The organism is Pseudoroseicyclus aestuarii, from assembly GCF_003217255.1.
GTDB classification, from domain to species: domain Bacteria; phylum Pseudomonadota; class Alphaproteobacteria; order Rhodobacterales; family Rhodobacteraceae; genus Pseudoroseicyclus; species Pseudoroseicyclus aestuarii.
In genome coordinates this window covers 117,097-141,432 of the sequence record NZ_QJTE01000003.1, presented here as the reverse complement: position 1 = coordinate 141,432, position 24,336 = coordinate 117,097, and the positions used below count along the sequence as shown (strand labels likewise).

Here is a 24,336-nt window from a genome sequence, read left to right as displayed (position 1 = left end):
AGTTTCGCCCCGCCCTGCCGGCAGGGCCTATTGCGCCTCGATCATCGCGCCCTGCGGAGCCGCGGCGACCGTGGCATCCCCGCGCGGCAGCCAGATGACGAAACAGGTTCCCTCCGGCCCGCTGCCGGCAAGGTCGAGACGCCCGCCATGCCCGCGCACCAATTCGGCCGCGATGGCGAGGCCGAGGCCCGAGCCGCCCTTGGCCACCCCGCCCGAGAAGGCCTGGAACAGGTTCTCGCGCGCCCGCGGCGGCATGCCGGGGCCTGTATCCGTGACGGCAATGCGCCAGTGATCCTCGCATTCGGTGCCGGAGACGGAGACCTCGCCCTCCTCGCCGGTCGCCGAGAGCGCCTGGCGCGCGTTGCGCACGAGGTTGGAGAGCACGCGGTACAGCTGCTCCTGATCGGCACGGATCACCAGCCCGCTGGGGACATCCTCCGAGAAGGAGATCGCCTCCTCGCCGGCGGCCAGACGCTCTGCGTCGAGCACGTCCGAGACCAGCCGGGCCAGCGCGAAGCGCGTCAGGTTGGGCGGCGGCTCCTCGGCGCGGCCAAAGGCCAGCACCGATTCGCACAGCGAGACGGCGCGGGTGATGCTGCCCACCAGCTTTGGCGCGAGGCGGGCGACGGTGGGATCGTCGACCCCCTCGATCCGGTCCGCGAAAAGCTGGGCCGAGGTCAGGATGTTGCGCAAATCGTGGCTGACCTTGGCGACCGCCCCGCCCAGCTGCGCCAGCCGCCCCTTCTGCTTGAGCGCATTGGTCAGCTGGGTTTCCAGAAGCTGCAGCGTGGTCTCCGCCTCGTGCAGCTCGCGCAGGGTGGCGCGGGGTTCGATGATGCGGCGAGTATCCTCCGGCTCAACGGTATAGTGCCGCATCTGCCCGACCAGCCGTCGGATCGGGCGCACCATGAAGCGTTGGACCGCGAGGAAGAGCAGCGTCGCCGTGATGCCCGAGATCGCCGCCGAGACGGCGAGGATGCGCAGCCCGTACTCGATCATCTCGCGGCGCAGCGGCCCGGTCTCCATCGTCACCTCGATCAGCAACCCGCCCTGCCGGACCGGATCGCCGATCACCCGGATCACCCGGTTCTCCGGATCGGCCAGCAGTTCGATTGCCTCGCGGATCAGCGACAGGCCGGTCTCCTCGCGCAGGTCGTAGGTGGCGAAGAGCGGCTCGGGAATCGGAGAGGAGAGCGCAAGCTGGCGCACCTCGTCGCGGCGCAGCACCACGTTGAAGACGCCGGCGTTTTCCAGAAGCTCCTGCTCGAGCCCGGGGTCGAGCGCATCCGAAGCCTCGACCGCGAGCGAGGCAATCTGCGCCCGCTCAAGACGGGACAGCAGGTAATTCTCGCGGTAGCGCGCAAGAGAGGGCGCGAGGATGAATACCTCTGCCAGCACCACCAAGATGGTGGTGAGGATCAGGAATCGTCCCGACAGGGTGTTCAGCATCGATCAAGCCTAACGTCTGGCGCCGCGGGTTACGATCGCCTGCGCTGGACCGTCCGCACCGCCGCCTTCACCCATCTGTTACCGAACAGTTTCGGAGAGAAATAGTTGCCAGCGGCCTTCTTTCCGATCTCGCCCAGCGTCGGATAGGGCAGCACCGTGCCGCTGATCTTGGTCAGCTTCGTGCCGGCCGAGACGGCAAGGGACCACATCCCGATCAGCTCGCCCGCATGCGGGCCGACGATGCCGGCGCCGACGCAGCGCCCGCGCACCACCATCAGCTTCATCATGCCCTCGGTCCGCCCCTCGGCGCGGGCGCGGTCGTTCTGCTCCATCGGGACGCGGATCACCGTCAGCTTGTCGCCGTGACGCTTCCGGGCCTCCTCTTCCGTCAGGCCGACCTGCGCCAGCTCGGGGTCGGTGTAGGTCACATGCGGGATATGCCCGTCCTTGACCTTCGAGGGCAACCCCAGCGCGAGGGCGCGCGTCACGGCGCCGCCGTGATAGCCGGCGACATGGGTGAACATCAGCCCGCCCGCCGCATCGCCGATGGCATAGACGCGGGGGTTGGAGGTGCTGCGCAGGCTGTCGTCCACGTCGATGCCCCGCCCCTCCGCCGCGACCTTGCCGGCCTCGAGGTCCAGCCCCTCCTTCACCACCTCGCGCCCCACGGCGACCAGCAGGTGAGAGCCCTCGAAGGCGCCGAGGCTGGTCTGCACAGTGATCGCGCCCTGCGTCCCCTCGACCCGCGTGACCTTGGCATCCTCGACGATCCGCACGCCCTCGTCCCGCAGGGCCTGCAGCACGACGGCGGCAAGCTTCGGGTCGTCCTTGGCCATGGCCTTTGCGCCGTCGATCACCGTCACCTCGCAGCCGAGGCGGCGGTGCGCCTGCGCCATTTCGATCCCGATCGGCCCGCCGCCGACGATCAGCAGGTGGTGCGGCGCCTCGCGCAGGTCCCAGAGCGTCTCGTTGGTCAGGTAGGGCACCGCCTCCAGCCCCTCGATCGGCGGCACGAGGGGGCGGGAGCCTGTCGCCAGCACGATGCGCTTGGCCTTGATGCGGTAGGGACCGGCCTCGACCTCGTCCTCGCCGGTGAAGCGCGCAGCCTCGCGGATGACCCGCACGCCAAGCCCCTCGAACCGCTCCTGCGAATCGTCCGGCGCGATGCGGGTGATGACGGATTGCACGTGCTCCATCGCGGCGGCGTAATCGACCTGCGGCGCGCTGCCCGCGATGCCCGGGGCGCCGGAGCGAATCGTCTGGGCCTGGCTGGCCAGGGCGATCAGCGCCTTGGACGGCACGCAGCCGCGGTTGAGGCAGTCGCCGCCCATCTCGCCCTTCTCGATCAGCACCACGCGGGCACCCATCTGCGCGCAGCCCGAGGCGACGGTCAGCCCGCCCGATCCGGCGCCAATCACGCAGATATCCGTCTCGATCCGTTCCATCACGGCTCCTTTCGTCCTCGTGCCAGGCGCAGGGCCAGGGGCAGCGCGGCCAGCACTGCCACCCCGAGAAGCGGCAAGAGGATCCGCGGCTCGAACAGCAGGCCAAGGTCCGGGCGGCCTCCGGCGGCGAAGACGGCGCCGAGCCCCGCCCCGACCGAGGTATAGACCAGCGCCCCCGGCGCGATGCCGACCAGCGTGGTGACGACGTAGGCCGCCAGTGGCGCCCCGACCAGAGCGGGCAGCAGGTTGGCGACGAAGAAGGGCACTGCCGGCAGCAGCCGCATCAGCAGCAGGGTCGACCACATTGTCTCGTCGATCCCGCGCTTGAGGCGGCGGATCCAGCCCTCGCTCTCGTCGATGCGCTGCGCGAGGTGCCGTCCGAGCCCGGCCCGCACTGCAAGGAACAGCAGCGTAGCGCCCAGCGTCGCGCCGCCGATGTTGTAAAGCACGCCCGGAAAGGTGCCGAAGAGGAACCCGCCGGTCAGCGTCATCACCGTGCCGCCCGGCAGCGACAGCGCCACGACAAGGACATAGGCCAGCACGAAAAGCGCGGCGGTCGCGGCATAATGCGCATCGCGAAAGGCCAGCAGCGCCTCGCGATTCTCTGCAAGCGTGTCGAAGCTGAGGCGGTCGCCGAACAGCACGAAACCGGCAGTCGCCGCAGCCAGAATCGCCACGAGGGGCGCGTAGCGCAGCAGGCGCCGGGGGGAACTGTCATCTGGCATGGTCAGGCTCCTTTGCCGCCGCGGTCCCCGCATGACAGGGCGAAGGCGCAGCATGGCCCCTGCGCGCCGCCCTGTCGCGCCCAATCCGGCCGTCTTCGGGCAGGCTTCCGCGTTGACAGGCGGGCACGAGGCCACTAAGGCACGGGCTTCGAACATTCCCCGGGCCCGTTCTGCGGCCCGATGACCGACCGACGACGGAGAAAAGCGCGATGAAACGCACGTTCCAGCCCTCTAACCGTGTCCGCAAGGCGCGCCACGGTTTCCGCGCGCGCATGGCCACCAAGGCCGGCCGGAAGATCCTGAACGCGCGCCGCGCCCGCGGCCGCAAGGTTCTCAGCGCCTGATCCCAGCCGTGCGGGCACCGGACCCTTCGGTGCGCCCCCTCGGCGAGGCCAAGGCCGCCCCTGCGGCCCCGGCGCCCGAGGTTCTGTGCCAGCGCTCCGATTTCCTGCGCGCCTCGCGCGGGAAGCGAGCCGGCACCCACGGTTTTCACCTGCAGGCCCGCGAACGCGGGCCGGACGAGCCGGCCGGAGCAATCCGCGTCGGCTTTACCTGTTCCAAGAAGGTCGGGAATGCGGTGGCCCGTAACCGGGCCAAGCGGCGCCTGCGCGAGATCGCGCGCCTCACCCTGCCCGCGCATGGAACGCCGGGCTGGGACTACGTCCTTGTCGGGCGTCCCGAGGTGACGGGGTCAATGGATTTCGCGCAGATGCAGCAGGATCTCGTGGCGGCCCTGCGGCGCGTGCACCGGGCCGAGGCCCCGTGACGCCGCTCGCCTGGGTCTTTTCCCTGCCGGTCAGGGCTTACCGCGTGACAGCCTCCCCGTGGATGGGCCATGCCTGCCGCTATACACCCACCTGTTCGGCCTATGCGCTCGAGGCGCTGGAGCGGCATGGCGGCATCAGGGGCGGCTGGCTGACCCTGCGCCGCCTCTTCCGCTGCCACCCCCTCGGCGGCAGCGGGATCGACAACGTCCCGGACTGACCGGGCTCGCCGTCACTCCGCGGCTTCGATGACGCCGCAGGCCAGACGGTCGCCCGACCCGGCCTCTTCCATGTAGCTGTCGCCCTCTGCGTGGAACATCACGGCGCTGCCGTCCTCGTCCATCATGTCAGCCTCGCCGCCGTCGCCGAGGCTCAGCTGCGGCACGAAGAAATCCGCCGTGGCGGTGCCATCGGCGGCGGCATGCAGGATCGGCAGGTCGCCGGCGTGATAGCCGCCATCCGACAGGAAGCCATGGCCATTGCCGCCGGGCGCGAAGTGATCGCCGGCGGAGGTGAAGTCTCCCTCGCAGGCGCCGGTTTCGTGGATATGGAAGCCATGCGGCCCCTCGGGCAGGCCCGTGGCACGCGCCTCAACCAGAACGCCGTTCGGCCCTTGGGTAAAGTTGACGGTCCCGTGTTCGGTCCCGTCCTGCGCCATCAGGGTCGCGGTGGCATCCTGCGCGGTGGCGGCGACGGGCAGCAGAAGCGCCGCCGTGGCGGCCAGTGCAAAGCGTGTCATGTCTCGTCCTCCTCGGGCTTCGGCCGGTGCATAGGCGCACCGACCTGGCTTGATGGCGAAACACCTCCCGCGTGGCCCTGTTCCCTCTGGCCCGCCTGCATGCGATAGGGAATCGGGTCCGCAGGAAGGGGTTCCAGGCCATGCTCGACGATGCAGAAGACGACATCCATCCGCTGTTCAACGGCGCCCCCAAGACGACGGAGTTCCGCAAGCTGCGCAAGCGCATCATCGCGGGCGTGCGCGAGGCGGTGGAGCATTACGCCATGGTCCGCCCCGGCGACCGCTGGCTGGTCTGCCTCTCGGGCGGCAAGGACAGCTACACCCTCCTCGCCGCACTGACCGAGCTGCAGTGGCGCGGCCTGCTGCCGATCGAGGTGCTGGCCTGCAACCTCGATCAGGGGCAGCCCGGCTTCCCTGCCACCGTCCTGCCGGAGTTCCTCGCCCAGCGCGGCGTGCCGCACCGGATCGAGTACCAGGACACCTATTCCATCGTCATGGACAAGGTGCCCGAAGGGCGGACGATGTGCGCGCTCTGCTCGCGCCTGCGCCGGGGCAATCTCTACCGCGTCGCCCGTGAAGAGGGGTGCAGCGCCGTGGTGCTGGGCCATCACCGCGACGACATCCTAGAGACCTTCTTCATGAACCTGTTCCACGGCGGCAAGCTGGCAACGATGCCGCCGAAGCTGGTCAACGACGAGGGCGACCTCTTCGTGCTGCGCCCCCTCGCCCATGTCTCCGAGGCCGACTGCGACCGCTTCGCCCGGGCCATGGGCTACCCGATCATCCCCTGCGATCTCTGCGGCAGCCAGGACGGGCTGCAGCGCCAGCAGGTCAAGCAATTGCTCGACCAGTGGGAGGCCAATCACCCGGGCCGCCGGCAAAAGATGTTCCGCGCCCTGATGAACGCCCGGCCCAGCCATCTCCTTGATCCGGCTTTGTTCTCCTTCCGCGACCTCGCCATTCGAAGCGAAGATACCGAAAATCCATCGGAAAATTCGCCGCTCGGTTAACACTAGCGGCGAGCGACTGGCTTAGACCGCCATGCGGAAGGGGCGCCATCCGGCGTCCCCGCAAGGTGCTCGTGACCGGTATGCAGAAGATATCGCCAGCTCGTGCGATCCCCCGGCTCGTCCGCCTCGTCCGGCATCCGGCGGGGCAGCAGCTGGTCCTGCCCCTCGCCCTGCTTGCCGCGGCCGTGCTGACGATGGTCGTCTCGGGGCTGCCGGACCTGCAGCCGGTGCGCCTTGCGCTCTTCGGGCTGGCGCTGTGCCTCGCGCTCTGCGCCGGCCTCGCCCTGCTGCGCCCCCAGCCCGCACGCGACGCCACCACCGGCCTGCACCTGCGCCAGGACATCGTGCGCGCGCTCGAGCGGAACCTGGCCCGGGGACGACGACCCTCCTGCGGCGGCGCCCTCGTCGTCGAGATCGACCGCTTTCGCGCGCTGGAGGAGATCCACGACCACGAGGTCCAGCAGGCCCTGCTGCGCATCATCGCGCGCCGCCTGTCGCAGGAGATGCGGATCGGCGATGCCGTCGGGCGCCTTGACGGCGCCTGCTTCGCGGTCGCGCTCTCCCCCGGCTCCCGCCTCACGCTCGAGACGGCGGCCCAGCTTTGCGGCCGACTGCAGCGCAGCCTGAGCGAGCCGGTCTCGATCGGTACGCTGCGCCTGCATCCGACCGTCTCCATCGGCTTCGCCCTGGCCGAGCGCATCACGATCCTCGGCGGGGAAAGCCTGCTGCAGGCCGCGATCCTGGCGCAGATCGAAGCCTCGCGGCACGGCCCCGGCGCGGTGCGCAGCTTCTCCGAGACGATGCGGCGCCGGATCCGGGCGCGCGGCACCCTGGCCGAGGATATTCCCGCGGCGATGGGGCGGGGCGAGATCATGCCCTTCTTCCAGCCGCAGATCGAGGTCGGCAGCGGCCGGATCAGCGGCTTCGAGGCGCTGGCCCGCTGGGATCACCCACAGCGCGGCCTGATCCCGCCCGCCGAATTCCTGCCGGCCGTGCAGCAGGCCGGCCAGATCCACCGCCTGGGCGAGCTCATGGTGCAGGAGTCGCTCAACACCCTGCGGATATGGGACAACAGCGGCTACGCGGTGCCCCATGTCAGCGTGAACTTCTCGCACGAAGAGTTGAGCGACCCGGCCCTCGTCGAGCGTATCGCGCTCGAGCTGAACCGCTTCGACATGACGCCGCAGCGGCTGGTGGTGGAGGTGCTGGAGACCGTCATCGCCAACCGGGAGGAGGACGTCGTTGTTCGCAATCTCGCCGGCCTGGCGCGGCTGGGCTGCTGCCTCGACCTCGACGATTTCGGCACCGGCCATGCCGCCATCACCTCGATCCGCCGCCTCTCGATCCAGCGGATAAAGATCGACCGCAGCTTCGTCAGCGGCATCGCCACGGATCCCGAACAGCGCAAGCTTGTCTCCGCCATCCTGCTCATGGCGAAGCAACTCGACCTCGACACCCTGGCCGAGGGCGTGGAGACCGCCGAGCAGCAGCGCATCCTCGAGGATCTCGGCTGCGGCCACCTGCAGGGCTTCGGCATCGCGCGCCCGATGCCGCGAGAGGCCGCGGCGCGCTGGCTCGAGGCGGCCGGCGTGCCACGGCCAGGGCCACAGGACGCGCCGGCGGCAGGGCGGCGCAGCACGGGCTGAAGCCCGCCGAGGCGGTGCAGGCGGCACCGGCCGCACCCTGACGCGCAGCCTCGCCGTGCCCCGCTGCGCCCCGATCGGGAAGGGGCCGCTCGGTGGCCCGCCCGCGCCTTCGGGGAGGCAAGGCGCGGCGCCTGAAAGGACCCGCAGCACCGCAAGAGGCCCCCGCAGAGTCTGCGGTGCCCGGGCTGCGCGGCGGCGGGCGCTCCGGGATTTTGCTTGACCTTCCCTGCCTGCGGCTATTGAAGGCGGGCTGACCTTTTGCAGCCGGCGGGAGTGCACGCGCATGGAAGACCAGACGCGGAACATCATCTCGGCGACATTGCTGAGCCTCGTGGTAATCGTCGGGTGGTTCCTGCTGTTCCCGCCCGAGGCGCAGGCGCCGCAACCCGATACCGACGAGGTCGCGACCGAAGGCACGACGACCGGCTCCGAGACCGGGCTTGCCGGCACCGCCGAGATCGCCGAGGTCACGGGCGCCGAAGAGCAGGTCGCCATCGACGCGCCGCGGATCGAGATCGAGACGCCCAGCCTGAACGGCAGCCTCTCGCTGCGTGGCGGCCGGATCGACGACCTGTCGCTGACGCGCTACCACGAAACGCTCGACCCCACCTCTCCGCTGGTGCGCCTGCTCTCGCCGATCGGCAGCGATGCGCCCTATTACGCGCTCTGGGGCTGGACCGCCCCGGCCGGGGACGAGGCCCCCTCCCTTCCGGGGCCCGACACGCTGTGGCAGGCCGAGACCGAGGGCAGCCTGACCCCCGAGACGCCCGTCACGCTGGTCTGGGACAACGGCGAGGGGCTGATCTTCCGCCGCACCATCAGCGTCGACGAGAACTACATGTTCGACGTCGCCCAGTCGGTCGAGAACACCACCGACACCCCCGTGACCCTGGCCCCCTACGGCTTCGTCGCGCGGCACGGCCAGCCCGACACGCAGAACTTCTTCATCCTGCACGAGGGCGTGGTCCGGATGACGGACGGCACCCTCGAAGAGATCAAGTACAAGAACATGGACGACCTCGACCCGGATCCCTCCGGGCGTGGCCGCGCCGAGGCGCTGCAGGTCGCCGAGAACGGCTGGACCGGCTTCACCGACAAGTACTGGATGACCACGCTGATCCCGACGCAGGGCGCACCCTTCCGCTCGGTCGTGCGCTTCAACGAGGGCACGCAGGTCTACCAGACGGACACCGTGCTGCCCGCGCAGGAGATCGCGCCGGGCGCCAGCCTTGCCACCGACACCCGTCTCTTCGCTGGCGCCAAGGAATGGGAAGCGATCCGAGACTACCAGAACGAGGGCGGCATTCCCGGCTTCGTCGACTCCATCGACTGGGGCTGGTTCTTCTTCCTGACCAAGCCGATCTTCTGGCTGCTGCATTTCCTGCATGGCTTCATCGGCAACATGGGCTGGTCGATCCTCGTCCTGACGCTGATCCTCAAGGCCCTCGTCTTCCCGCTGTCCTACAAGTCCTACGTCTCCATGGCGCGGATGAAGGAACTTCAGCCCGAGATGGAGAAGCTCAAGGAGCGCGCGGGCGACGACAAGCAGGCCCTGCAGCAGGGCATGATGAAGCTCTACCGCGACAACAAGGTGAACCCGGCTTCGGGTTGCCTGCCGATGCTGCTGCAGATCCCGATCTTCTTCTCGCTCTACAAGGTGATCTTCGTCACGCTCGAGCTGCGCCATGCGCCCTGGATCGGCTGGATTCACGACCTCTCGGCCCCCGATCCGACCTCGATCCTGAACCTCTTCGGCCTGCTGCCCTATGCCGCCCCCGGCCCGGACAGCATCCTCGCCATCATCAGCCTCGGCGTGCTGCCGATCCTGCTGGGCGCGTCGATGTGGCTGCAGCAAAAGCTGAACCCGGCCCCGACCGATCCGACGCAGCGCATGGTCTTCGCCTGGATGCCGCTGATCTTCATGTTCATGCTGGGCCACTTCGCCAGCGGGCTGGTGCTGTACTGGATCGCCAACAACACGATCACCTTCGTGCAGCAGTACCTGATCATGCGCAGCCACGGCGCCAAGCCGGACGTCTTCGGCAACATCCGCTCGACCTTCCGCCGCAAGCAGGCGACCGAGAAGTGACCGCGCGGCTGGCCCGGATCGTGCGCCAACCGGTCAAGGCCCTCGGCACCGCGGGGCTGAAGGCGGCGCCGGGCGGCGACGCCATGGTGGCGGCATGAGCACCCTGCCCTTCCCCGTCGCCGAAGAGCCGGATCACGCCAGCCTCGAGGCCGGGCGCAAGCTCTTCGCCGGGCCGATGGATTTCGTGAAGGGCGTCGTCGCGATGGACGGCCTGCCGCCCGCCGACCGGCTGGAGGTCTGCTTTGCCGGCCGCTCGAACGTCGGGAAATCCTCGCTCATCAATGCGCTGACCGGGCGCAAGGCGCTGGCCCGCGCGTCGAACACGCCGGGCCGGACGCAGGAGATCAACTACTTCGACGCCGGCGGCAGGCTCTACCTCGTGGACCTGCCCGGCTACGGCTTCGCCAATGCGCCGGTGAAGGTCGTGGAGAAATGGCAGCGGCTGCTGAAATCCTACCTTGCCGGGCGGCAGACCCTGCGCCGCGCTTTCGTCCTGATCGACGCGCGGCACGGCCCCAAGGCGGTGGATGCCGAGATTCTGGGCCTGCTCGACAAGTCGGCGGTTCCGTTCCAGGCTGTGCTGACGAAGACGGACAAGGTGAAGGCCTCGGACCTCGAGGCGGTGCTGACACGCACGCGCGAGGCGCTGTCGAAGCATCCGGCGGCCTACCCCGAGCTTGTCCTGACCAGCAGTGAAACGGGCGCCGGCCTGCCGGTGCTGCGCGCGATCGTGGCGCAGATGGAGTGACCGGAGGTGAAGACCCAGCTTATGGAACGTGACTGGCTGACCACCGCGCGAACCCTCTCCGAGGCGCTGCCCTACATGCAGCGCTACTCGGGCGCGATCATCGTCGTCAAATTCGGCGGCAACGCCATGGGCGACGTGCAGGACATGGCCGAATTTGCCCGCGACATCGTGTTGATGCGGCAGGTGGGCATGAACCCGGTCGTGGTCCATGGCGGCGGGCCGATGATCAACCAGATGCTGGGCACGCTGGGCATCGAAAGCCGCTTCGTCCGCGGCAAGCGCGTCACCGACAAGGCCACGGTCGAGGTCGTGGAGATGGTGCTGACCGGCCTTGTCAACAAGCGCATCGTGCAGGCGATCATGGACGAGGGCGGGCGCGCCGTCGGCCTGTCGGGCAAGGACGATGACCTGATGGTCGCCGAGGCCGACGATCCGGAGCTGGGCTTCGTCGGGCGGCCGATCGAGATGAACGTGCAGGTGCTGCGCGATCTCTTCAGCGCCGGCATCATCCCGGTGATCGCCCCCGTCGCCACCGGCATGGACCCGAACGAGACCTTCAACGTCAACGGCGACACCGCCGCAGGGGCCATCGCCGCCGCGCTGCAGGCCGACCGGCTGCTGCTGCTGACCGATGTCTCGGGCGTGAAGAACGCGGATGGCGAGGTCGTGACCCAGATGACGCCCGAGCAGGTGCGCGCGATGATCGACGACGGCACGATCTCGGGCGGGATGATCCCCAAGGTCGAGACCGCCCTGCAGGCCGTGGAAAAGGGCGTGCGCGCCGCTGTCATCCTCGACGGGCGGCTGCCCAGCGCCACCCTGCTGGAGCTTTTCACCGAACATGGCGCGGGCTCGATCATCCGCGCGACGGAGCCGCGGGTAAAGCCGCGCGAGGACTGATGCCGCGCCTGATCCTGATGCGTCACGCCAAGGCCGCCTGGCCCGAGGACTGCCAGGATCATGACCGCCCGCTGGCGGAGCGGGGGCGCGAGGACGCGCCGCGCCTCGGCGCATGGCTTTCCGCGCAGGACCTGGTGCCGGACGAGGTCCTGTGCTCGGATGCCCTTCGCACGCGCGAGACGGCGCAGGGCGCGCTGTCGCAGTGTCCCGGCGCCGCGGCGCCGAAGCTGATGCCGCAGCTTTACGACGCGCCCGCCGGCACCCTTCTGGCTGCATTGCAGCAGGCCGAGGGCGACTGCACCCTCCTCTGCGCGCATAACCCCGGCACAGGGCAGTTGGCGCGCCTGCTGGCGCAGGTGCCGCCGGATCATCCGCGGTTCCTCGACTACCCCACGGCCGCGACGACGGTCCTCGAGTTTGCCGGCGCATGGCGCGATCTGGCGCCGGGCCGCGCGCGGGTCCTGGCCTTTGCCGTTCCGGCCGACCTCTGAGACGCCCCAGCCGCGCAAGCGTGATTCAACCGGCCCCGCGCGCAGTTGCGGGTCCTGCGCCCCTTGTCTAGTTTGAACCGGCACGAGGGCATGCATAATCAGAAGAGGGCTTTGCCAATGGCGCCGACGACCCGCCGCATCGGACTGCGCATGGCCGCGCTGGCCGGGTTTGCCGCGCTGACCGCCCCGGCGCTGGTCCTGCCGGCCGCGGCGCAGATCACCACGACCAAGCAGTACGAGGACGGCGGCGTCTACGAGGGGCAGTTCCTGAACGGCCGCCAGCACGGCACCGGCACCTATACCCTGCCCAACGGCTACCGCTACGAGGGCGAGTGGTTCGAGGGCGAGATCCGCGGCACCGGCACCGCGACCTTCCCCAACGGCTCGGTCTACGAGGGGGAATTCGCCCGCGGCAAGCCCGAGGGCATCGGCACCATCACCTTCGCCGACGGCGGCACCTACGAGGGCGAGTGGGAGGACGGCACGATCACCGGCCGCGGCACCGCCACCTATGCCAACGGCACTCGCTACGAGGGCGAATTCCGCAACGCCATGCATCACGGCACCGGCCGGATGGAGGGGCCCGACGGCTACGTCTACGACGGCGATTGGGTCAATGGCGTCAAGGAAGGCAAGGGCCGCATCACCTATGCCGACGGCTCCACCTACGAGGGGACGCTTTCGGGCGGAGAGCGCGAGGGCACCGGCACGCTGACCATGGCCGATGGTCTGACCTACGAGGGCGACTGGACCGAGGGCCGGATCGAGGGCGAAGGCAGGCTGACCCAGGCCAACGGCGATGTCTACGAGGGCGCGCTGGTCGATGGCCGCCGCGAGGGCCAGGGCCGCGTGACCTATGCCAATGGCGATCTCTACGAGGGCGGCTTCGCGGATGACCTGCGCGAGGGCACCGGCACCTTCACCGGCACCGACGGCTACGTCTACACCGGCGACTGGACCGAGGGCCGGATCGAGGGCGAAGGCGAGGTGACCTATCCCGACGGCTCCGTCTACGTCGGCCAGTTCGAGGACGGGCTGGCCAATGGCACCGGCACGATCACCTATTCCGATGGCTCGACCTACGAGGGCGAGTGGTCCGACGGCGTGATCGAGGGCGAGGGCACCGCGACCTATGCCAACGGGCTGACCTATGTCGGAGAGTTCCGCAACGCGCAGAACGACGGCTTTGGCCGGATGACCTACTCGGACGGCTACGTCTACGAGGGCGAGTGGTCCGAGGGCCAGCGCGAGGGGCAAGGCACCGCCACCTATGCCGACGGCACGACCTACGAGGGCGGCTTCTCCGAGGGGCAGCGCGACGGCACCGGCACCATCACCATGCCCGACGGGTTCACCTATACCGGCGAATGGTCGGACGGAGAGATCGAGGGCGCGGGCGTTGCGACCTATGCCAACGGCGATGTCTACGAGGGCAACTTCTCGGGTGGCCGGCGCGAGGGTCAGGGCACGATGCGCTACGCCACCGGCGAGGTGGAGACCGGCGACTGGCGCGACGGCGCCTTCGTCACCAGCGACGACACGCTCGGGTCCGGACAACTCGTCGACGAAGACGAGGGCGCGGACGAGGGCGCCCCGGCCGAAGCCGTCAGCGATGCCGTCGACACGCCGGAGACGCCGGGCGGCTGACCTGCGCCGTCAGACCCCCTCCCCCGCGTCGAGGCGGGCGAGAACATCCGCCGCCTCCCCCAGAATCTGGCGCCGCGTGTCCTCGTCCCGCTTGTCCCAGCCGCGGTAGATCATGCCCATGCGCGGGTTCTTCTCGAACCGCTCGCGATGCCGGTCGAGGAAGTGCCAGTAAAGCAGGTTGAAGGGGCAGGCCTTCGGCCCGGTCTTCACCTTCGGGGAATAGGCGCAGCCGGCGCAGTAATCGCTCATCCGGTCGATATAGGCGCCGGCGCTGACATAAGGCTTAGAGGCGACGATGCCGCCGTCGGCCCATTGGCTCATGCCGATGACATTGGCGCTCATCACCCATTCATAGGCATCGGCGAAGGCGCCCATGAACCAGTCCTGCACCTGCGCGGGCTGCACCCCGGCCAGCAGGGCGAAATTACCCAGCACCATCAGCCGCTGGATGTGGTGGGCATAGGCGCCCTCCTCCACCTCCTGCACGACGGTCTTCAGGCAGGCCATCTGCGTGGCGCCGCCCCAGTACAGCTGCGGCAGGTCGCGCTCGTGCCGCAGGATGTTGCGCTGCGCGTAGTCCGGCCCCTGCAGGAAATAGATGCCGCGGATATATTCGCGCCAGCCGATGATCTGGCGAATGAACCCCTCGACCGCGTTCAGCGGCGCCCGGCCCACGCGCCACTCGGCCTCGGCCGCGCGACAGACCGTCAGCGGGTCCAGAAGGCCCGCGTTAAGGTAGAGGCCGATCAGCGCGTGGTAGAGGTGCGGCTGCCCCGCGACCATGGCATCCTGGTAGTCCCCGAACAGCGGCAACCCCTCGCGCAGCCAGCGATTCAGATGCGCCTGCGCGCCGGCTGCCGTCACGGCGAAGCCGAAGGGCCGGGCAGAGCCGAAGTGATCGGCGAAGCGCGCCTCGACCAGCGTCAGGACCTCTTCCGTCACCGCGTCCGGCGCCGGATCGTCCCGCCCCGGCACCAGCAACGCGCCGGGCGGCGGCTTGCGGTTCTCCTTGTCGTAGTTCCACTGCCCGCCGGCGGGCTGGTCGCCCTCCATCAGCAGGCCGGTGCGGCGCCGCATCTCGCGGTAGAACCACTCCATCCGCAATTCCTTGCGGCCCTCGGCCCAGGCTTCGAACACGCCGCCAGGGCACAGGAACCGGTCGTCGGGCAGCTGCTGGACCGGGATCGGCAAGGCGCCCAGCGCCTCGATCAGGCGCCATTCGCCGGGCTGGGTGGCAATCACCTCCTGCGCGCCATGCGCCTCGGCGCGGCGCAGAAGCTCTGTGCCGATGGCATGGCTGTTCTCGGGATCGTCCAGCGCGGTATAGGCGACGGTCCAGCCCTGCGCCCGCAGCTCTTCGGCGAAATGGCGCATGGCCGCGAAGAGGAAGGCGATCTTCTTGGGGTGGTGGCGCACGTAGGTCGCCTCGGCCTGCACCTCGGCCATGACGACGACGTCCCGCGCCCGGTCCGCCGCGCGCAGGGCCGAGAGGCCGGGGCTGAGCTGGTCGCCCAGCACGAGGATCAGCCGCGGCGCTACCACGGGATCGCCGCCCCGTGCCGATCGAAAAACCCGCCGCTTTGCTCGGGGGTCAGCCTGTCGATCAGCGCCAGAAGGTCGCGCGCCGCCTCCTCTGCCGGGATCATCGGGTGGCGACCGGCATAGGCGCGGGTGAAGGGCGTCTCGACGGTGCCCGGATGCAGCGCCACGCAGATCGCCTGCGGGTGGCTGCGCGCCAGTTCGACCGAGGCGCCGCGCAGCACCATGTTCGCGGCGGCCTTCGAGGCGCGGTAGCCGTGCCAGCCGCCCAGCCCGTTGTCGGTGATGGAGCCGACGCGCGCCGTCAGCACCGCCACGACGGAGCGGGCGCCCTTCGGCAAGAGCGGCGCGATCCGCGCGAGGGCCAGCGCCGGGCCGATGGCGTTGACCGCGAAGAGGCGGGCCATGGACTCGGCCTCGACCTGCGCCAGCGCCTTTTCCGGCGCGGCACCCTCGGGGGCGAGGATGCCGGTGGCGACGATGGCGAGATCGACCTCGCCGACCCCGGAGAGCAGGGCGTCGAGGCTGCCAGCCTCCTCGATCCGCAGGCCGTCGTCCTGCCGCGACAGGGCGGTCACGCTGTCCCCCCTCGCCCGCAGCGCCGTGGTCAGCGCGGCACCGATGCCGCCCGATGCGCCGAGGACCAGCGCCCTCATTCCGCGTAGATCATCTTTCGCGTCATGCCGCCGTCCACCGTCACCACCTGCCCGGTGACGAAGCCGTCCGGCTGCGCGAGATAGCGCACCGCCTCGAGCACGTCCTCGGGTCGTCCGGCGCGGCCCACGGGATGCTGGGCGTGATCCTCATGGCTCAACTCCTCGGCGCCGGAGGTGACGATCCAGCCGGGGGCGATGGTGTTGACGCGAATCTCGGGGCCCAGGCTGATCGCCAGCGCATGGCCCATCGCCACGAGCCCGCCCTTCGCGGCGGCATAGGCCTCGCTGTCGGGCTCCGACATCATGGCGCGGGTCGAGGCCATGTTGACGATGGCCCCCTCGCGCGGGCGCAGCAGCGGCACGCAGGCGCGCGTCATCAGGAAGGCGCCGGTCAGGTGCGAATCGAGCATCGCGCGCCACGCCTCCAGCGACAGATCCTCGACCGGCCCGAGGTGCGGCCCGGCCAGCCCGGCGTTGTTCACCAGCAGATCGAGGCCGTCCCAGCCCAGCGCGGCCATACCAGCCTTGACCGATGCCTCGTCGCCGACGTCGCAGGCCACGCGCTGCACCGGTTCTGGCAGCGCTGCCAGCGCCGCCTCGTCCCTGTCGAAGGCGGCGACCTGCCAGCCATCCGCCAAAAGCCCGGTGCAAAGCACCTGGCCGATACCGCCGGCGCCGCCGGTCACGATTGCCGTCTTCTTCATCATGACCGGCAATCTAGTGCGTCCGGCGCAGCGTCCAGTGGCGTGCTCCGCCCCACGCGCGGCCTCATCGGCGGGCCGCGCGCAGGTCCTGCCCGGCCTGAAGCCGGGCGATGCAGCGCGGCACATCCGAGGGCGGCATCGGACGGGCGATCAGGTAGCCCTGGGCCGCCGTGCAGCCCGACTGGCGCAGCGCCTCGAGCTGCCGGGCAGTCTCGACCCCCTCGGCGACCACCGCCTTGCCCAGCTTGCGCCCCAGCCCGACGATCGCTTCGACCAGCACGCGGCCATCGGGGCGGTCCATGGTGGCGATGAAGCTGCGATCGATCTTCAGCTTCCCGCAGGGCAAATCCTTGAGGTAGCTGAGGGCGCTGTATCCGGTGCCGAAATCGTCGATGGCCAGCGTGATTCCCCGGTCCCGCAGCCCCTCCAGCAGGCTGCGGGTGGCGTCGTGACGATGGTCGATCAGCAGGCTCTCGGTGATCTCGAGCTCGACCATCTCGCCGGTGATCCCGTCGGCGGCGAAGGCACGGTCGAGCGTCTGCAGGATGCCGTCGCGCCGGGCCTCGATGGTCGAGATGTTCAGCCCGACGCGCAGCGGCAGCCCCGCGTCCCGCCACCGGGCAAGCTGGCGGCAGGCCTGCGTCATCACCCAGGCGCCAAGATCGTGGATCAGGCCCGTCGCCTCGGCCATGGGCACGAAGGCGCCGGGCAGCAGGACGCCGCGCTCGGGGTGGCGCCAGCGCACCAGCGCCTCGACCGTGGTCACGCCGCCCCCGCCGAGGTCGAGCTGCGGCTGGTAGACCAGCTCCAGCTCTCCGCGCTGCAGGGCAAGGCGCAGCTCCTCCTCGCTGCGGCGCAGGGCCTGCGCCTCGGCCTCCATCTCGGGCTCGAAGAAGGCGAAGCTGCCGCGTTCGGCGCGCTTGGCACGGTACAGCGCGATGTCGGCCCGGTTCAGCAGCTCGTTGAAGGCGCGCCCGTCGGCGGGGTAGACGGCGACCCCCATGCTCATCGAGGGCCTGATCTCGGTTCCGTCCAGCACGAAGGGCTGCTGCACCGCCCGCTTCAGCCGCCGCGTCACCGCCTTGAGGCGCGCGACATCGCCCGCATGCGGCAGGATGGCGACGAATTCGTCGCCACTGAGCCGGGCGAAGGTATCGTCGCGCCGCAGGACCCCCTGCACCCGGCGCGCCAGCTCCTGCAGCAGGGCATCGCCGGCCGGATGACCCAGCGCGTCGTTGATCTGCTTGAAGCGGTCCACATCGGCGAGGATCACCCCCATGCGATCCCCGCTGCGATCGGTCTGCGCCGCGGCAGAGGCAAAGCGGTCGCGCACCAGCGTCCGGTTCGGCAGGCCGGTCAGCGGATCGAAGAGGGCAAGCGTGCGATACCGCTCCTCGCTGCGGCGCAGGGCCGTCTCGGCCTGTGCCCGTGCGAATTCCACGAGCGCCACGCGCAGCACCTCGGCGGCGCGCAGATCCTCGGGCGTCCAGGTATGGCTGCGGCCGCGCACGGTATGCCGCCAGGTCGCGAAGCTCTTGCGGGGGCTGATGCGCCCCTCCGCCTCGGCCTTTTCCTCCGGGGCGCCGGCCCAGAGCTCCGTCACGCTCACCTCCGAGCGGAAGAGCATGTTGTAGCCCGGCGGGTCGCCCCGCATGGCCAGCGCCAGGACGCCGCCGACGGCCCGGCCCGGATCGACCAGCCCCGGGAAATCCTTCGCGAGGGCTGCGGATTGCGCGATCAGCGGCTCGCCCCGCGCCTTCAGCTCGAGCGCGAGGGTGGTGCATTCCCCCGCCGTCGGGGTGACGCCGAACAGCTGGTAGGTGGTGCCGTCGAAAAGCGCGACACCGTCGATCTTGATGACCGAATCGATTGCCCCCGCCAGCGGCTCCAGCGCGGTCTGGTAATCGTGGGCCTCCTCGATCAGCGCGACGAGACGCTCGTACTGCTCCTGCGCCCGGCTCAACTGTTCACGGTTCTGCCGCTCCTTGTGGAGGCTGATCGCCGCGCCGACGTATTGCGCGAAGAGTTCGGCCGCCGAGCGGCGGCGGAAATCGACGTGGTGGGGCGTCCGGTGGTGACAGGCGATCAACCCCCAGAGCTTGTCGCCATCGAGGATCGAGATCGACATGCTCGCCTTGACCTGCATGTTGCTCAGGTACTCCAGATGGACGGGCGAGACCGCGCGCGAGACGGCGGCAGAGAGGTCGATCGGCGGCGCCCCCTCGGGCCGCAGCGGCGCGATCCTCGCATCCACGTCGGGGATGATTCGCAGCAGGTTCCGCGCATAGAGGGCGCGGGCCTGCGCTGGGATGTCCTGCGCCGGAAACCGGTGCCCCAGAAAGCTCGGCAGCGCGCCGTCCCGCGACTCGGCGATGACCTCTCCGCTGGCATCCTCGGCGAAGCGGTAGACCAGCACCCGGTCGAAGCCCGTCATCTTGCGGACGGCGTCCGCGGCCGCTTCAGCGATTTCGGTCAGGGTCCGGTCGCCGCGGACCTGTTCCACATGCGGCTGGATCAGGTCCGCCATGGATTTGTTGGGCGCCTCGAGCGCAGGCTCGATCTCGATCAGGATGCGGTCGGTCTGGCGATGCAGCGCCATGTCGAAGGCGCGCCCGCCGCCGAAGGGGTGCAGGCCGAACAACCGCGCGATCTGGATCGAGGGATCCAGCCCCTCGATGCTCTCGCGCAGGAGCTGCATCGTCGCGCCATCGACATGCTGGTCCAGCGGCCGGTCCAGAAGCTGTTCGGGCGGCACCCCGATGATGTCCCGCGTGTTGGACGAGACCTGCCTGACCTTCCACCCCGCATCGAGCGCGATCAGGCAGGCGAAATGCTGGACCGCGCCGATCCACTCCAATGCCTCGGTATCGCAGCAGGAGAGGTCGCCCTTCTGCTGGATATTGTCCTTTGCCATACCGCTTTCTCGCCTCTTCGAAGGTCATGACAGGCCGCCCATCGCGCCTCCGGAGAAAGGGTTCGCCGACCGCGCCTGCCCCGACGCTGGCCCCGTCGCGGCTGACCGAAGGCTGATGGCGCGGGGTTAAGACAAGATTAATCCGCGGGGGCGCCGTAGGCGCGGCGGCAGCGCGACCGCCTCGGGCACTTTGCCGTATTTCACCGGCGCCTCGGGCAAATCGCCCCTTTTCATCGTGCAGGCGGAGGCTATAGTCCGGCCTCATGACGCGCATGCCGATCATATCCCAGGCCACCCCGGCCCTGCCGCTGCGCCTTCTCGGTCTTCTCCTTACCCGCCTCTGAGCGTGCCTGTCGGCGCGACCGCTCAGAGGGGGACAGCGCGCCACATCGCACATCAAGGAAAGACCACATGACCGATATCCCGACAGCCGAGGCGCGCCCTGCCGCCGACCCCGAGACCGCCGCCAAGGGCGACCGCGTCCTGATCTTCGACACCACCCTGCGCGACGGCGAACAATCACCCGGCGCCACCATGAGCCATGCTGAAAAGCTCGAGATCGCCGAGATGCTGGACGACATGGGCGTCGACATCATCGAGGCCGGGTTTCCCATCGCCTCCGAGGGTGACTTCAACGCCGTTTCCGAGATCGCGCGCCGCAGCCGCAGCGCGACGATCTGCGGGCTGGCGCGCGCGAACCTCAAGGACATCGACCGCTGCTGGGAGGCGGTGAAGCACGCCCGCTCCCCGCGCATCCACACCTTCATCGGCACCTCGCCGCTGCACCGGGCGATCCCGAACCTCGACCAGGACCAGATGGCCGAGCGTATCCACGAGACGGTGACGCACGCGCGCAACCTCTGCGACAACGTGCAGTGGTCGCCGATGGATGCGACCCGGACGGAATGGGACTACCTCTGCCGCGTGGTCGAGATCGCGATCAAGGCCGGCGCCACGACGATCAACGTGCCCGACACCGTGGGCTACACCGCCCCGGTCGAAAGCGCCGAGCTGATCCGCCGCCTGATCGAGGTCGTGCCCGGCGCCGAGGACGTGGTCTTCGCCACCCACTGCCACAACGATTTGGGCCTGGCGACTGCCAACAGCCTGGCCGCCGTTGCGGGCGGCGCGCGGCAGGTCGAATGCACGATCAACGGGCTGGGCGAACGCGCGGGCAATACCGCGCTGGAAGAGATCGTCATGGCGCTCAAGGTGCGCTCGGACATCATGCCCTGGACCACCGGCGTCGACAGCCGCAAGATCATGGGAATCTCGCGCCGCGTGGCGACCGTCTCGGGCTTTCCGGTGCAGTTCAACAAGGCGATCGTCGGCAAGAACGCCTTCGCGCATGAAAGCGGCATCCACCAGGACGGCATGCTGAAGAACGCCGAGACCTTCGAGATCATGCGCCCCGAGGATGTCGGCCTGACCGCGACCTCGCTGGTCATGGGCAAACATTCGGGCCGCGCCGCCCTGCGCGCCAAGCTCAAGGAGCTGGGGTTCGAACTGGCCGACAACCAGCTGGCCGATCTCTTCGTGCGGTTCAAGGCGCTCGCCGACCGCAAGAAGGAGGTCTACGACGAGGATCTGCTGGCGCTGGTGCAGCAGGGCGAGGATGTCGAGGACCGGCTGCGGCTGACCGATCTGCGCGTGACCTGCGGCACCGGCGGCCCGGCCGAGGCCTCGGCGAAGCTGGTTTTCGACGGCACCGAGCACGATGTGACCACCACCGGCGACGGGCCGGTCGATGCCGCCTTCAACGCGGTGAAGCAGGCGATGCCGCATGGTGCGCGGCTGGCCCTCTACCAGGTCAGCGCGATCACCGAGGGCACCGACGCGCAGGCCACGGTGACCGTGCGGCTGGAAGAGGACGGGCGCATCGCCACCGGCCAGGCCGCCGATACCGACACCGTTCTGGCCAGCACCCGCGCCTATGTGAACGCGCTCAACCGGCTGCTGATGCGGCGCGAGAAGACCAAGCCGGGCGAGGATACCAAAGGCGTCAGCTACAAGGACGCCGGCTGATCGCCCAACCCGTCCCGCCGTGAGAGAAGGGGCCGCGCCTGTCGCGGCCCCTTCTGCGTCAGACGAAGAGTCCCGCGCCGAAATCCGCAGCCGTCAGATCCTCGAGTGCGACGTCCTTGAGGTAGATGACATCGCCCGCCTCGCCCCCGGCGGCGGCGAGGTCGATCTTCACCGCCCAGCCCTGGTCGCTGCTATTTGCCATGATGAGGTCGACCTGGCCGGAGAGGTTGCCGAAGTCGAGCCGGTCCAGACCGGCCTCGTAGTCGTGGACGTAGTCCTTGCCCGAGCCTGCGCCGAAGACGAAGACATCCGCCGCGCCATCCGCGCCATAGGACCCGCCCCAGAGGTGGTCGGTGCCCGCCCCGCCCGCCAGCCGATCCGCGCCGGCGCCGCCGACCAGATGATCGGTGCCCGCACCGCCCGAAAGGCTGTCGGACCCAGTCTGGCCGAACAGCTTGTCGGCCCCGGCGCCGCCCGAGATCACGTCGTCGCCGTCCTTGCCGTAGACGGTATCGTCGCCGGCCTGTGCGTCGATGATGTCGCCCCAGCGCGAGCCGTAGGTCACCTCTGCCTCGTCGGAGCCGCCCTTTTCCTTCGTCGACTTGAACTGCCCGCCCTCGATGGCCTCGTTCCGCGAGGTCGAGGACTCCAGTTCGTAGACGCGGACGTAATCGATGCTCAGCCCGTCGGTCAGGTCGGTGGTCGCATCCGGGTCTGCGGCCCAGCCGCCGACGGCGAGATTGCAGACGAGGTACATCGCCTCGTCCACGGTATTCTCGCTCTCGCGGATCAACGCGCCGTCGTAGTACCAGCGGATCACCGTCTCGTCCCAATACAGCCCGTAGGTGTGGAACCCCTCCCCGGCGCCGGTTTGGGTGACGTATTGCGCATCCGGGCTGCCCTCGGCCCAGAGGTTGGTGTGCAGGGTATCGGCGCTTTCGCCCAGCACCTCGAAGACGTCGATCTCGGCGGACCAGTCGCCGTCCTCCGGCAGCAGCCAGAAGGCGCTCCACAGGCCGGTCTGCGCCGGTACGTCTGCCCCCATCTCGAAATAGCCCGAGGTTGTGGCAAAGCTCATCTCGGTCGCGATCATGCCCGAGCTGTAGGGCTGGCCTTCCGCCAGCTGCTGCTGCTCGGCGTCCAGCGCGCTCGCCGTCAGGGTCAGGCTGCCGCCGCCGAGCGAGAAGGCATCGGGAAAGGCATCCATGTCGGGGTCGACATAATACTGAAGCTCTCCGTTCGCCTCGATATAGCGCAGGTCGTCGAGGTGCGGAGAGAAGGAGGTCGACCAGATCCCGCCCCGCCCGTGCCCAGCCCAGAAGGATACGGTGCTGCCGTTGAACTCGTCGTTGAAAGTCAGGACGTAGTCCTGCCCCTCAATCGTTAGGCGGTTGATAGAGCCGCCCGTTTCCGCTGTCTCGAGCGACACCTGCGCCTCATCCGGCTCCGCCGTCGCGGCTGCATCGGTCTTGGTCTTCTTGTCGGCCCCCTTGCCGCCGCGACCCTCTTTCGTCGAGTCTATGTCCTTCAGGGGTTTGGGCATCGTGCCATCCTCTATCCGCGCCTCACATGGCGGCGGGTATAGAGGTTGGCTGCGTCAGCCCGCAGAGGATTGGACCGGGGTCCTTAACAGGGTCTTGACGGGGCGGGGCGCCGGACGCCCCGCCCCCGGACATCGATTACTCCTCGGGGCCGACCTGGATCACGCGCTTACCAAAGGCTTCACCCTTCAGCAGGCCGACGAAGGCTTCGGGCGCCTGCTCGAGCCCCTCGATCACCTCCTCGCGGTAGGCGATGCGGCCCTCTTCGACCCAGCCCGTCATCTCGCGCGCGAAATCGCCGTAGAGGTGGCCGAAGTCGTCGAAGACGATGAAACCGCGCATGGTCAGGCGCTGGCGCAGGATCAGCCCCATCAGCCAACCCATGCGGTCCGGCCCATCGGGCAGCGCGGTCGCGTTGTACTGCGAGATCAGCCCGCAGACCGGCACCCGCGCGGCGGTGTTCAGCCGCGGCGCCACGGCGTCGAGGACCTTGCCGCCGACATTCTCGAAGTAGACGTCGATGCCATCCGGCGTCGCCTTCTCGAGCTGCGCCTCGAAGTCGCCCGCCTTGTAATCCACGCAGGCGTCGAAGCCGAGCACCTCGACCGCGTGGCGGCACTTCTCCGGCCCGCCGGCGATGCCGACGGCGCGGGCGCCGCGAATCTTCGCGATCTGGCCGACGGTGCCGCCCACGGGGCCGGTCGCGCCGGCCACCACGACCGTCTCGCCCGGCTGCGGGTTGCCGATCTCGCCCAGCCCCGACCAGGCGGTGAAGCCGGGCATGCCCAGCACGCCCAGCGCCCAGCTGGGCTTGGTCGGCGCGGCGCCGAGGTTGCGCATCATGGTCCCGTCGGAGACCGCGTAATCCTGCCAACCGGTAAAGCCGAGCACCCAGTCGCCGGGGGCGAAGCCCTCGACGTCCGAGGTGACGACGCGGCTGACGGTGCCGCCGACCATGACCTGCCCGATCTCGACAGGGGCGGCATAGGATTTCGCATCGCTCATCCGCCCCCGCATGTAGGGATCGAGCGAGAGGTAGACGGTGCGCAGCAGCATCTCGCCCTTGCCTGTTTCGGGCGCCTTTTCGGTCTCGAGGCGCAGGGTGTTCTCGTCGGGCTCGCCCTTCGGACGCTGGTTGAGGACGAAGCGGCGGTTTGTCTCTGGGGATTGCGGCATCGGATGATCCTTCGCTCTGGCACGGGCGGTGCCCGCTGGATGCCCCGATCTGGGCAGCCGGGGCCTGCCCTGCCAGTCCCGTGAAACGGTGACGCGGCGGCGCGGGCTTCGTCCCTCTGGCGAGAACA

21 protein-coding genes are annotated in these 24,336 nt (G+C 69.4%); 11 read left to right on the top strand and 10 right to left on the bottom strand.

What is annotated here, in order from left to right; all coding sequences use genetic code 11:
* Positions 1-27: 27 nt before the first annotated feature.
* Genes DFP88_RS09935 through DFP88_RS09925 form a run of 3 tightly spaced genes read right to left on the bottom strand, consistent with a single transcriptional unit; the run spans position 28 to position 3,619 of the window.
* Positions 28-1,449, bottom strand: coding sequence for a sensor histidine kinase (locus DFP88_RS09935; protein ID WP_110814338.1), 1,422 nt, complete (start codon positions 1,447-1,449; stop codon positions 28-30).
* Between the two features lie 29 nt (positions 1,450-1,478).
* Positions 1,479-2,894, bottom strand: a complete 1,416-nt coding sequence (locus DFP88_RS09930; RefSeq protein WP_110814337.1) for a dihydrolipoyl dehydrogenase family protein — start codon at positions 2,892-2,894, stop codon at positions 1,479-1,481.
* Complete coding sequence (locus DFP88_RS09925; RefSeq protein WP_110814336.1) at positions 2,894-3,619, bottom strand: TVP38/TMEM64 family protein; 726 nt, start codon at positions 3,617-3,619, stop codon at positions 2,894-2,896. The genes DFP88_RS09930 and DFP88_RS09925 overlap by 1 nt, the downstream gene beginning before the upstream one ends.
* Before the next feature lie 209 nt (positions 3,620-3,828).
* Between DFP88_RS09925 and rpmH the strand changes: the two genes are divergently transcribed.
* From rpmH to yidD, 3 genes are read left to right on the top strand one after another with little or no spacing between them, the layout of a single operon-like run.
* Positions 3,829-3,963 (top strand): 50S ribosomal protein L34, encoded by a 135-nt coding sequence (rpmH, locus tag DFP88_RS09920; protein WP_013385276.1) that lies wholly within the window; start codon positions 3,829-3,831, stop codon positions 3,961-3,963.
* A gap of 8 nt (positions 3,964-3,971) precedes the next feature.
* Positions 3,972-4,385: a ribonuclease P protein component gene (gene rnpA, locus DFP88_RS09915; protein ID WP_425450828.1), complete on the top strand. Its 414-nt coding sequence runs from the start codon at positions 3,972-3,974 to the stop codon at positions 4,383-4,385.
* A complete protein-coding gene (yidD, locus tag DFP88_RS09910; protein ID WP_110814334.1) occupies positions 4,382-4,603 on the top strand; it encodes a membrane protein insertion efficiency factor YidD in 222 nt (73 codons plus the stop codon). The genes rnpA and yidD overlap by 4 nt, the downstream gene beginning before the upstream one ends.
* 12 nt (positions 4,604-4,615) lie before the next feature.
* Here yidD and DFP88_RS09905 read toward each other — a convergent pair whose 3' ends face one another.
* Positions 4,616-5,122, bottom strand: a complete 507-nt coding sequence (locus DFP88_RS09905; RefSeq protein WP_110814333.1) for a superoxide dismutase family protein — start codon at positions 5,120-5,122, stop codon at positions 4,616-4,618.
* 140 nt (positions 5,123-5,262) lie between these two features.
* On the opposite strand from DFP88_RS09905, the gene ttcA reads away from it, so the two are divergent.
* The 7 genes from ttcA (at position 5,263) to DFP88_RS09870 (ending at position 13,653) form a co-directional block, all read left to right on the top strand.
* Positions 5,263-6,132 (top strand): tRNA 2-thiocytidine(32) synthetase TtcA, encoded by an 870-nt coding sequence (gene ttcA, locus DFP88_RS09900; RefSeq protein WP_110814332.1) that lies wholly within the window; start codon positions 5,263-5,265, stop codon positions 6,130-6,132.
* Positions 6,133-6,212: 80 nt separating this feature from the next.
* A complete protein-coding gene (locus tag DFP88_RS09895; protein ID WP_110814331.1) occupies positions 6,213-7,778 on the top strand; it encodes a putative bifunctional diguanylate cyclase/phosphodiesterase in 1,566 nt (521 codons plus the stop codon).
* A gap of 283 nt (positions 7,779-8,061) precedes the next feature.
* The gene (yidC, locus tag DFP88_RS09890; protein WP_110814330.1) at positions 8,062-9,867 is read left to right on the top strand and encodes a membrane protein insertase YidC; all 1,806 of its coding nucleotides are present in this window, start codon (positions 8,062-8,064) and stop codon (positions 9,865-9,867) included.
* Positions 9,868-9,961: 94 nt separating this feature from the next.
* The gene (gene yihA / locus DFP88_RS09885) at positions 9,962-10,615 is read left to right on the top strand and encodes a ribosome biogenesis GTP-binding protein YihA/YsxC (RefSeq protein ID WP_110814329.1); all 654 of its coding nucleotides are present in this window, start codon (positions 9,962-9,964) and stop codon (positions 10,613-10,615) included.
* A gap of 21 nt (positions 10,616-10,636) precedes the next feature.
* On the top strand, positions 10,637-11,515 hold the full coding sequence (gene argB, locus DFP88_RS09880) for an acetylglutamate kinase (protein ID WP_110814328.1): 879 nt from the start codon (positions 10,637-10,639) through the stop codon (positions 11,513-11,515).
* Entirely contained in the window at positions 11,515-12,006 is a 492-nt protein-coding gene (locus DFP88_RS09875; protein ID WP_110814327.1) for a SixA phosphatase family protein, read from the top strand. The genes argB and DFP88_RS09875 overlap by 1 nt, the downstream gene beginning before the upstream one ends.
* A 150-nt stretch (positions 12,007-12,156) precedes the next feature.
* The gene (locus DFP88_RS09870; protein WP_110814783.1) at positions 12,157-13,653 is read left to right on the top strand and encodes an MORN repeat-containing protein; all 1,497 of its coding nucleotides are present in this window, start codon (positions 12,157-12,159) and stop codon (positions 13,651-13,653) included.
* A gap of 9 nt (positions 13,654-13,662) precedes the next feature.
* Here DFP88_RS09870 and DFP88_RS09865 read toward each other — a convergent pair whose 3' ends face one another.
* From DFP88_RS09865 to DFP88_RS09850, 4 genes are all read right to left on the bottom strand, one after another.
* The gene (locus DFP88_RS09865) at positions 13,663-15,195 is read right to left on the bottom strand and encodes a cryptochrome/photolyase family protein (protein WP_110814326.1); all 1,533 of its coding nucleotides are present in this window, start codon (positions 15,193-15,195) and stop codon (positions 13,663-13,665) included.
* The gene (locus DFP88_RS09860; protein ID WP_110814325.1) at positions 15,189-15,848 is read right to left on the bottom strand and encodes an SDR family NAD(P)-dependent oxidoreductase; all 660 of its coding nucleotides are present in this window, start codon (positions 15,846-15,848) and stop codon (positions 15,189-15,191) included. Before DFP88_RS09860 ends, DFP88_RS09865 begins: the two co-directional genes overlap by 7 nt.
* Complete coding sequence (locus DFP88_RS09855) at positions 15,845-16,555, bottom strand: SDR family oxidoreductase (protein WP_220032315.1); 711 nt, start codon at positions 16,553-16,555, stop codon at positions 15,845-15,847. Before DFP88_RS09855 ends, DFP88_RS09860 begins: the two co-directional genes overlap by 4 nt.
* 61 nt (positions 16,556-16,616) lie before the next feature.
* Entirely contained in the window at positions 16,617-19,466 is a 2,850-nt protein-coding gene (locus DFP88_RS09850) for a bifunctional diguanylate cyclase/phosphodiesterase (RefSeq protein ID WP_110814324.1), read from the bottom strand.
* A gap of 411 nt (positions 19,467-19,877) precedes the next feature.
* Between DFP88_RS09850 and DFP88_RS09845 the strand changes: the two genes are divergently transcribed.
* Entirely contained in the window at positions 19,878-21,491 is a 1,614-nt protein-coding gene (locus DFP88_RS09845) for a 2-isopropylmalate synthase (protein ID WP_110814323.1), read from the top strand.
* 58 nt (positions 21,492-21,549) lie between these two features.
* On the opposite strand, the gene DFP88_RS17460 is transcribed toward DFP88_RS09845, so the two are convergent.
* Together DFP88_RS17460 and DFP88_RS09835 are read right to left on the bottom strand one after the other, a co-directional pair.
* A complete protein-coding gene (locus DFP88_RS17460; protein ID WP_110814322.1) occupies positions 21,550-23,034 on the bottom strand; it encodes a family 16 glycosylhydrolase in 1,485 nt (494 codons plus the stop codon).
* A 136-nt stretch (positions 23,035-23,170) separates the two neighbouring features.
* The gene (locus tag DFP88_RS09835; protein WP_110814321.1) at positions 23,171-24,208 is read right to left on the bottom strand and encodes an NADP-dependent oxidoreductase; all 1,038 of its coding nucleotides are present in this window, start codon (positions 24,206-24,208) and stop codon (positions 23,171-23,173) included.
* Positions 24,209-24,336 lie beyond the last annotated feature (128 nt).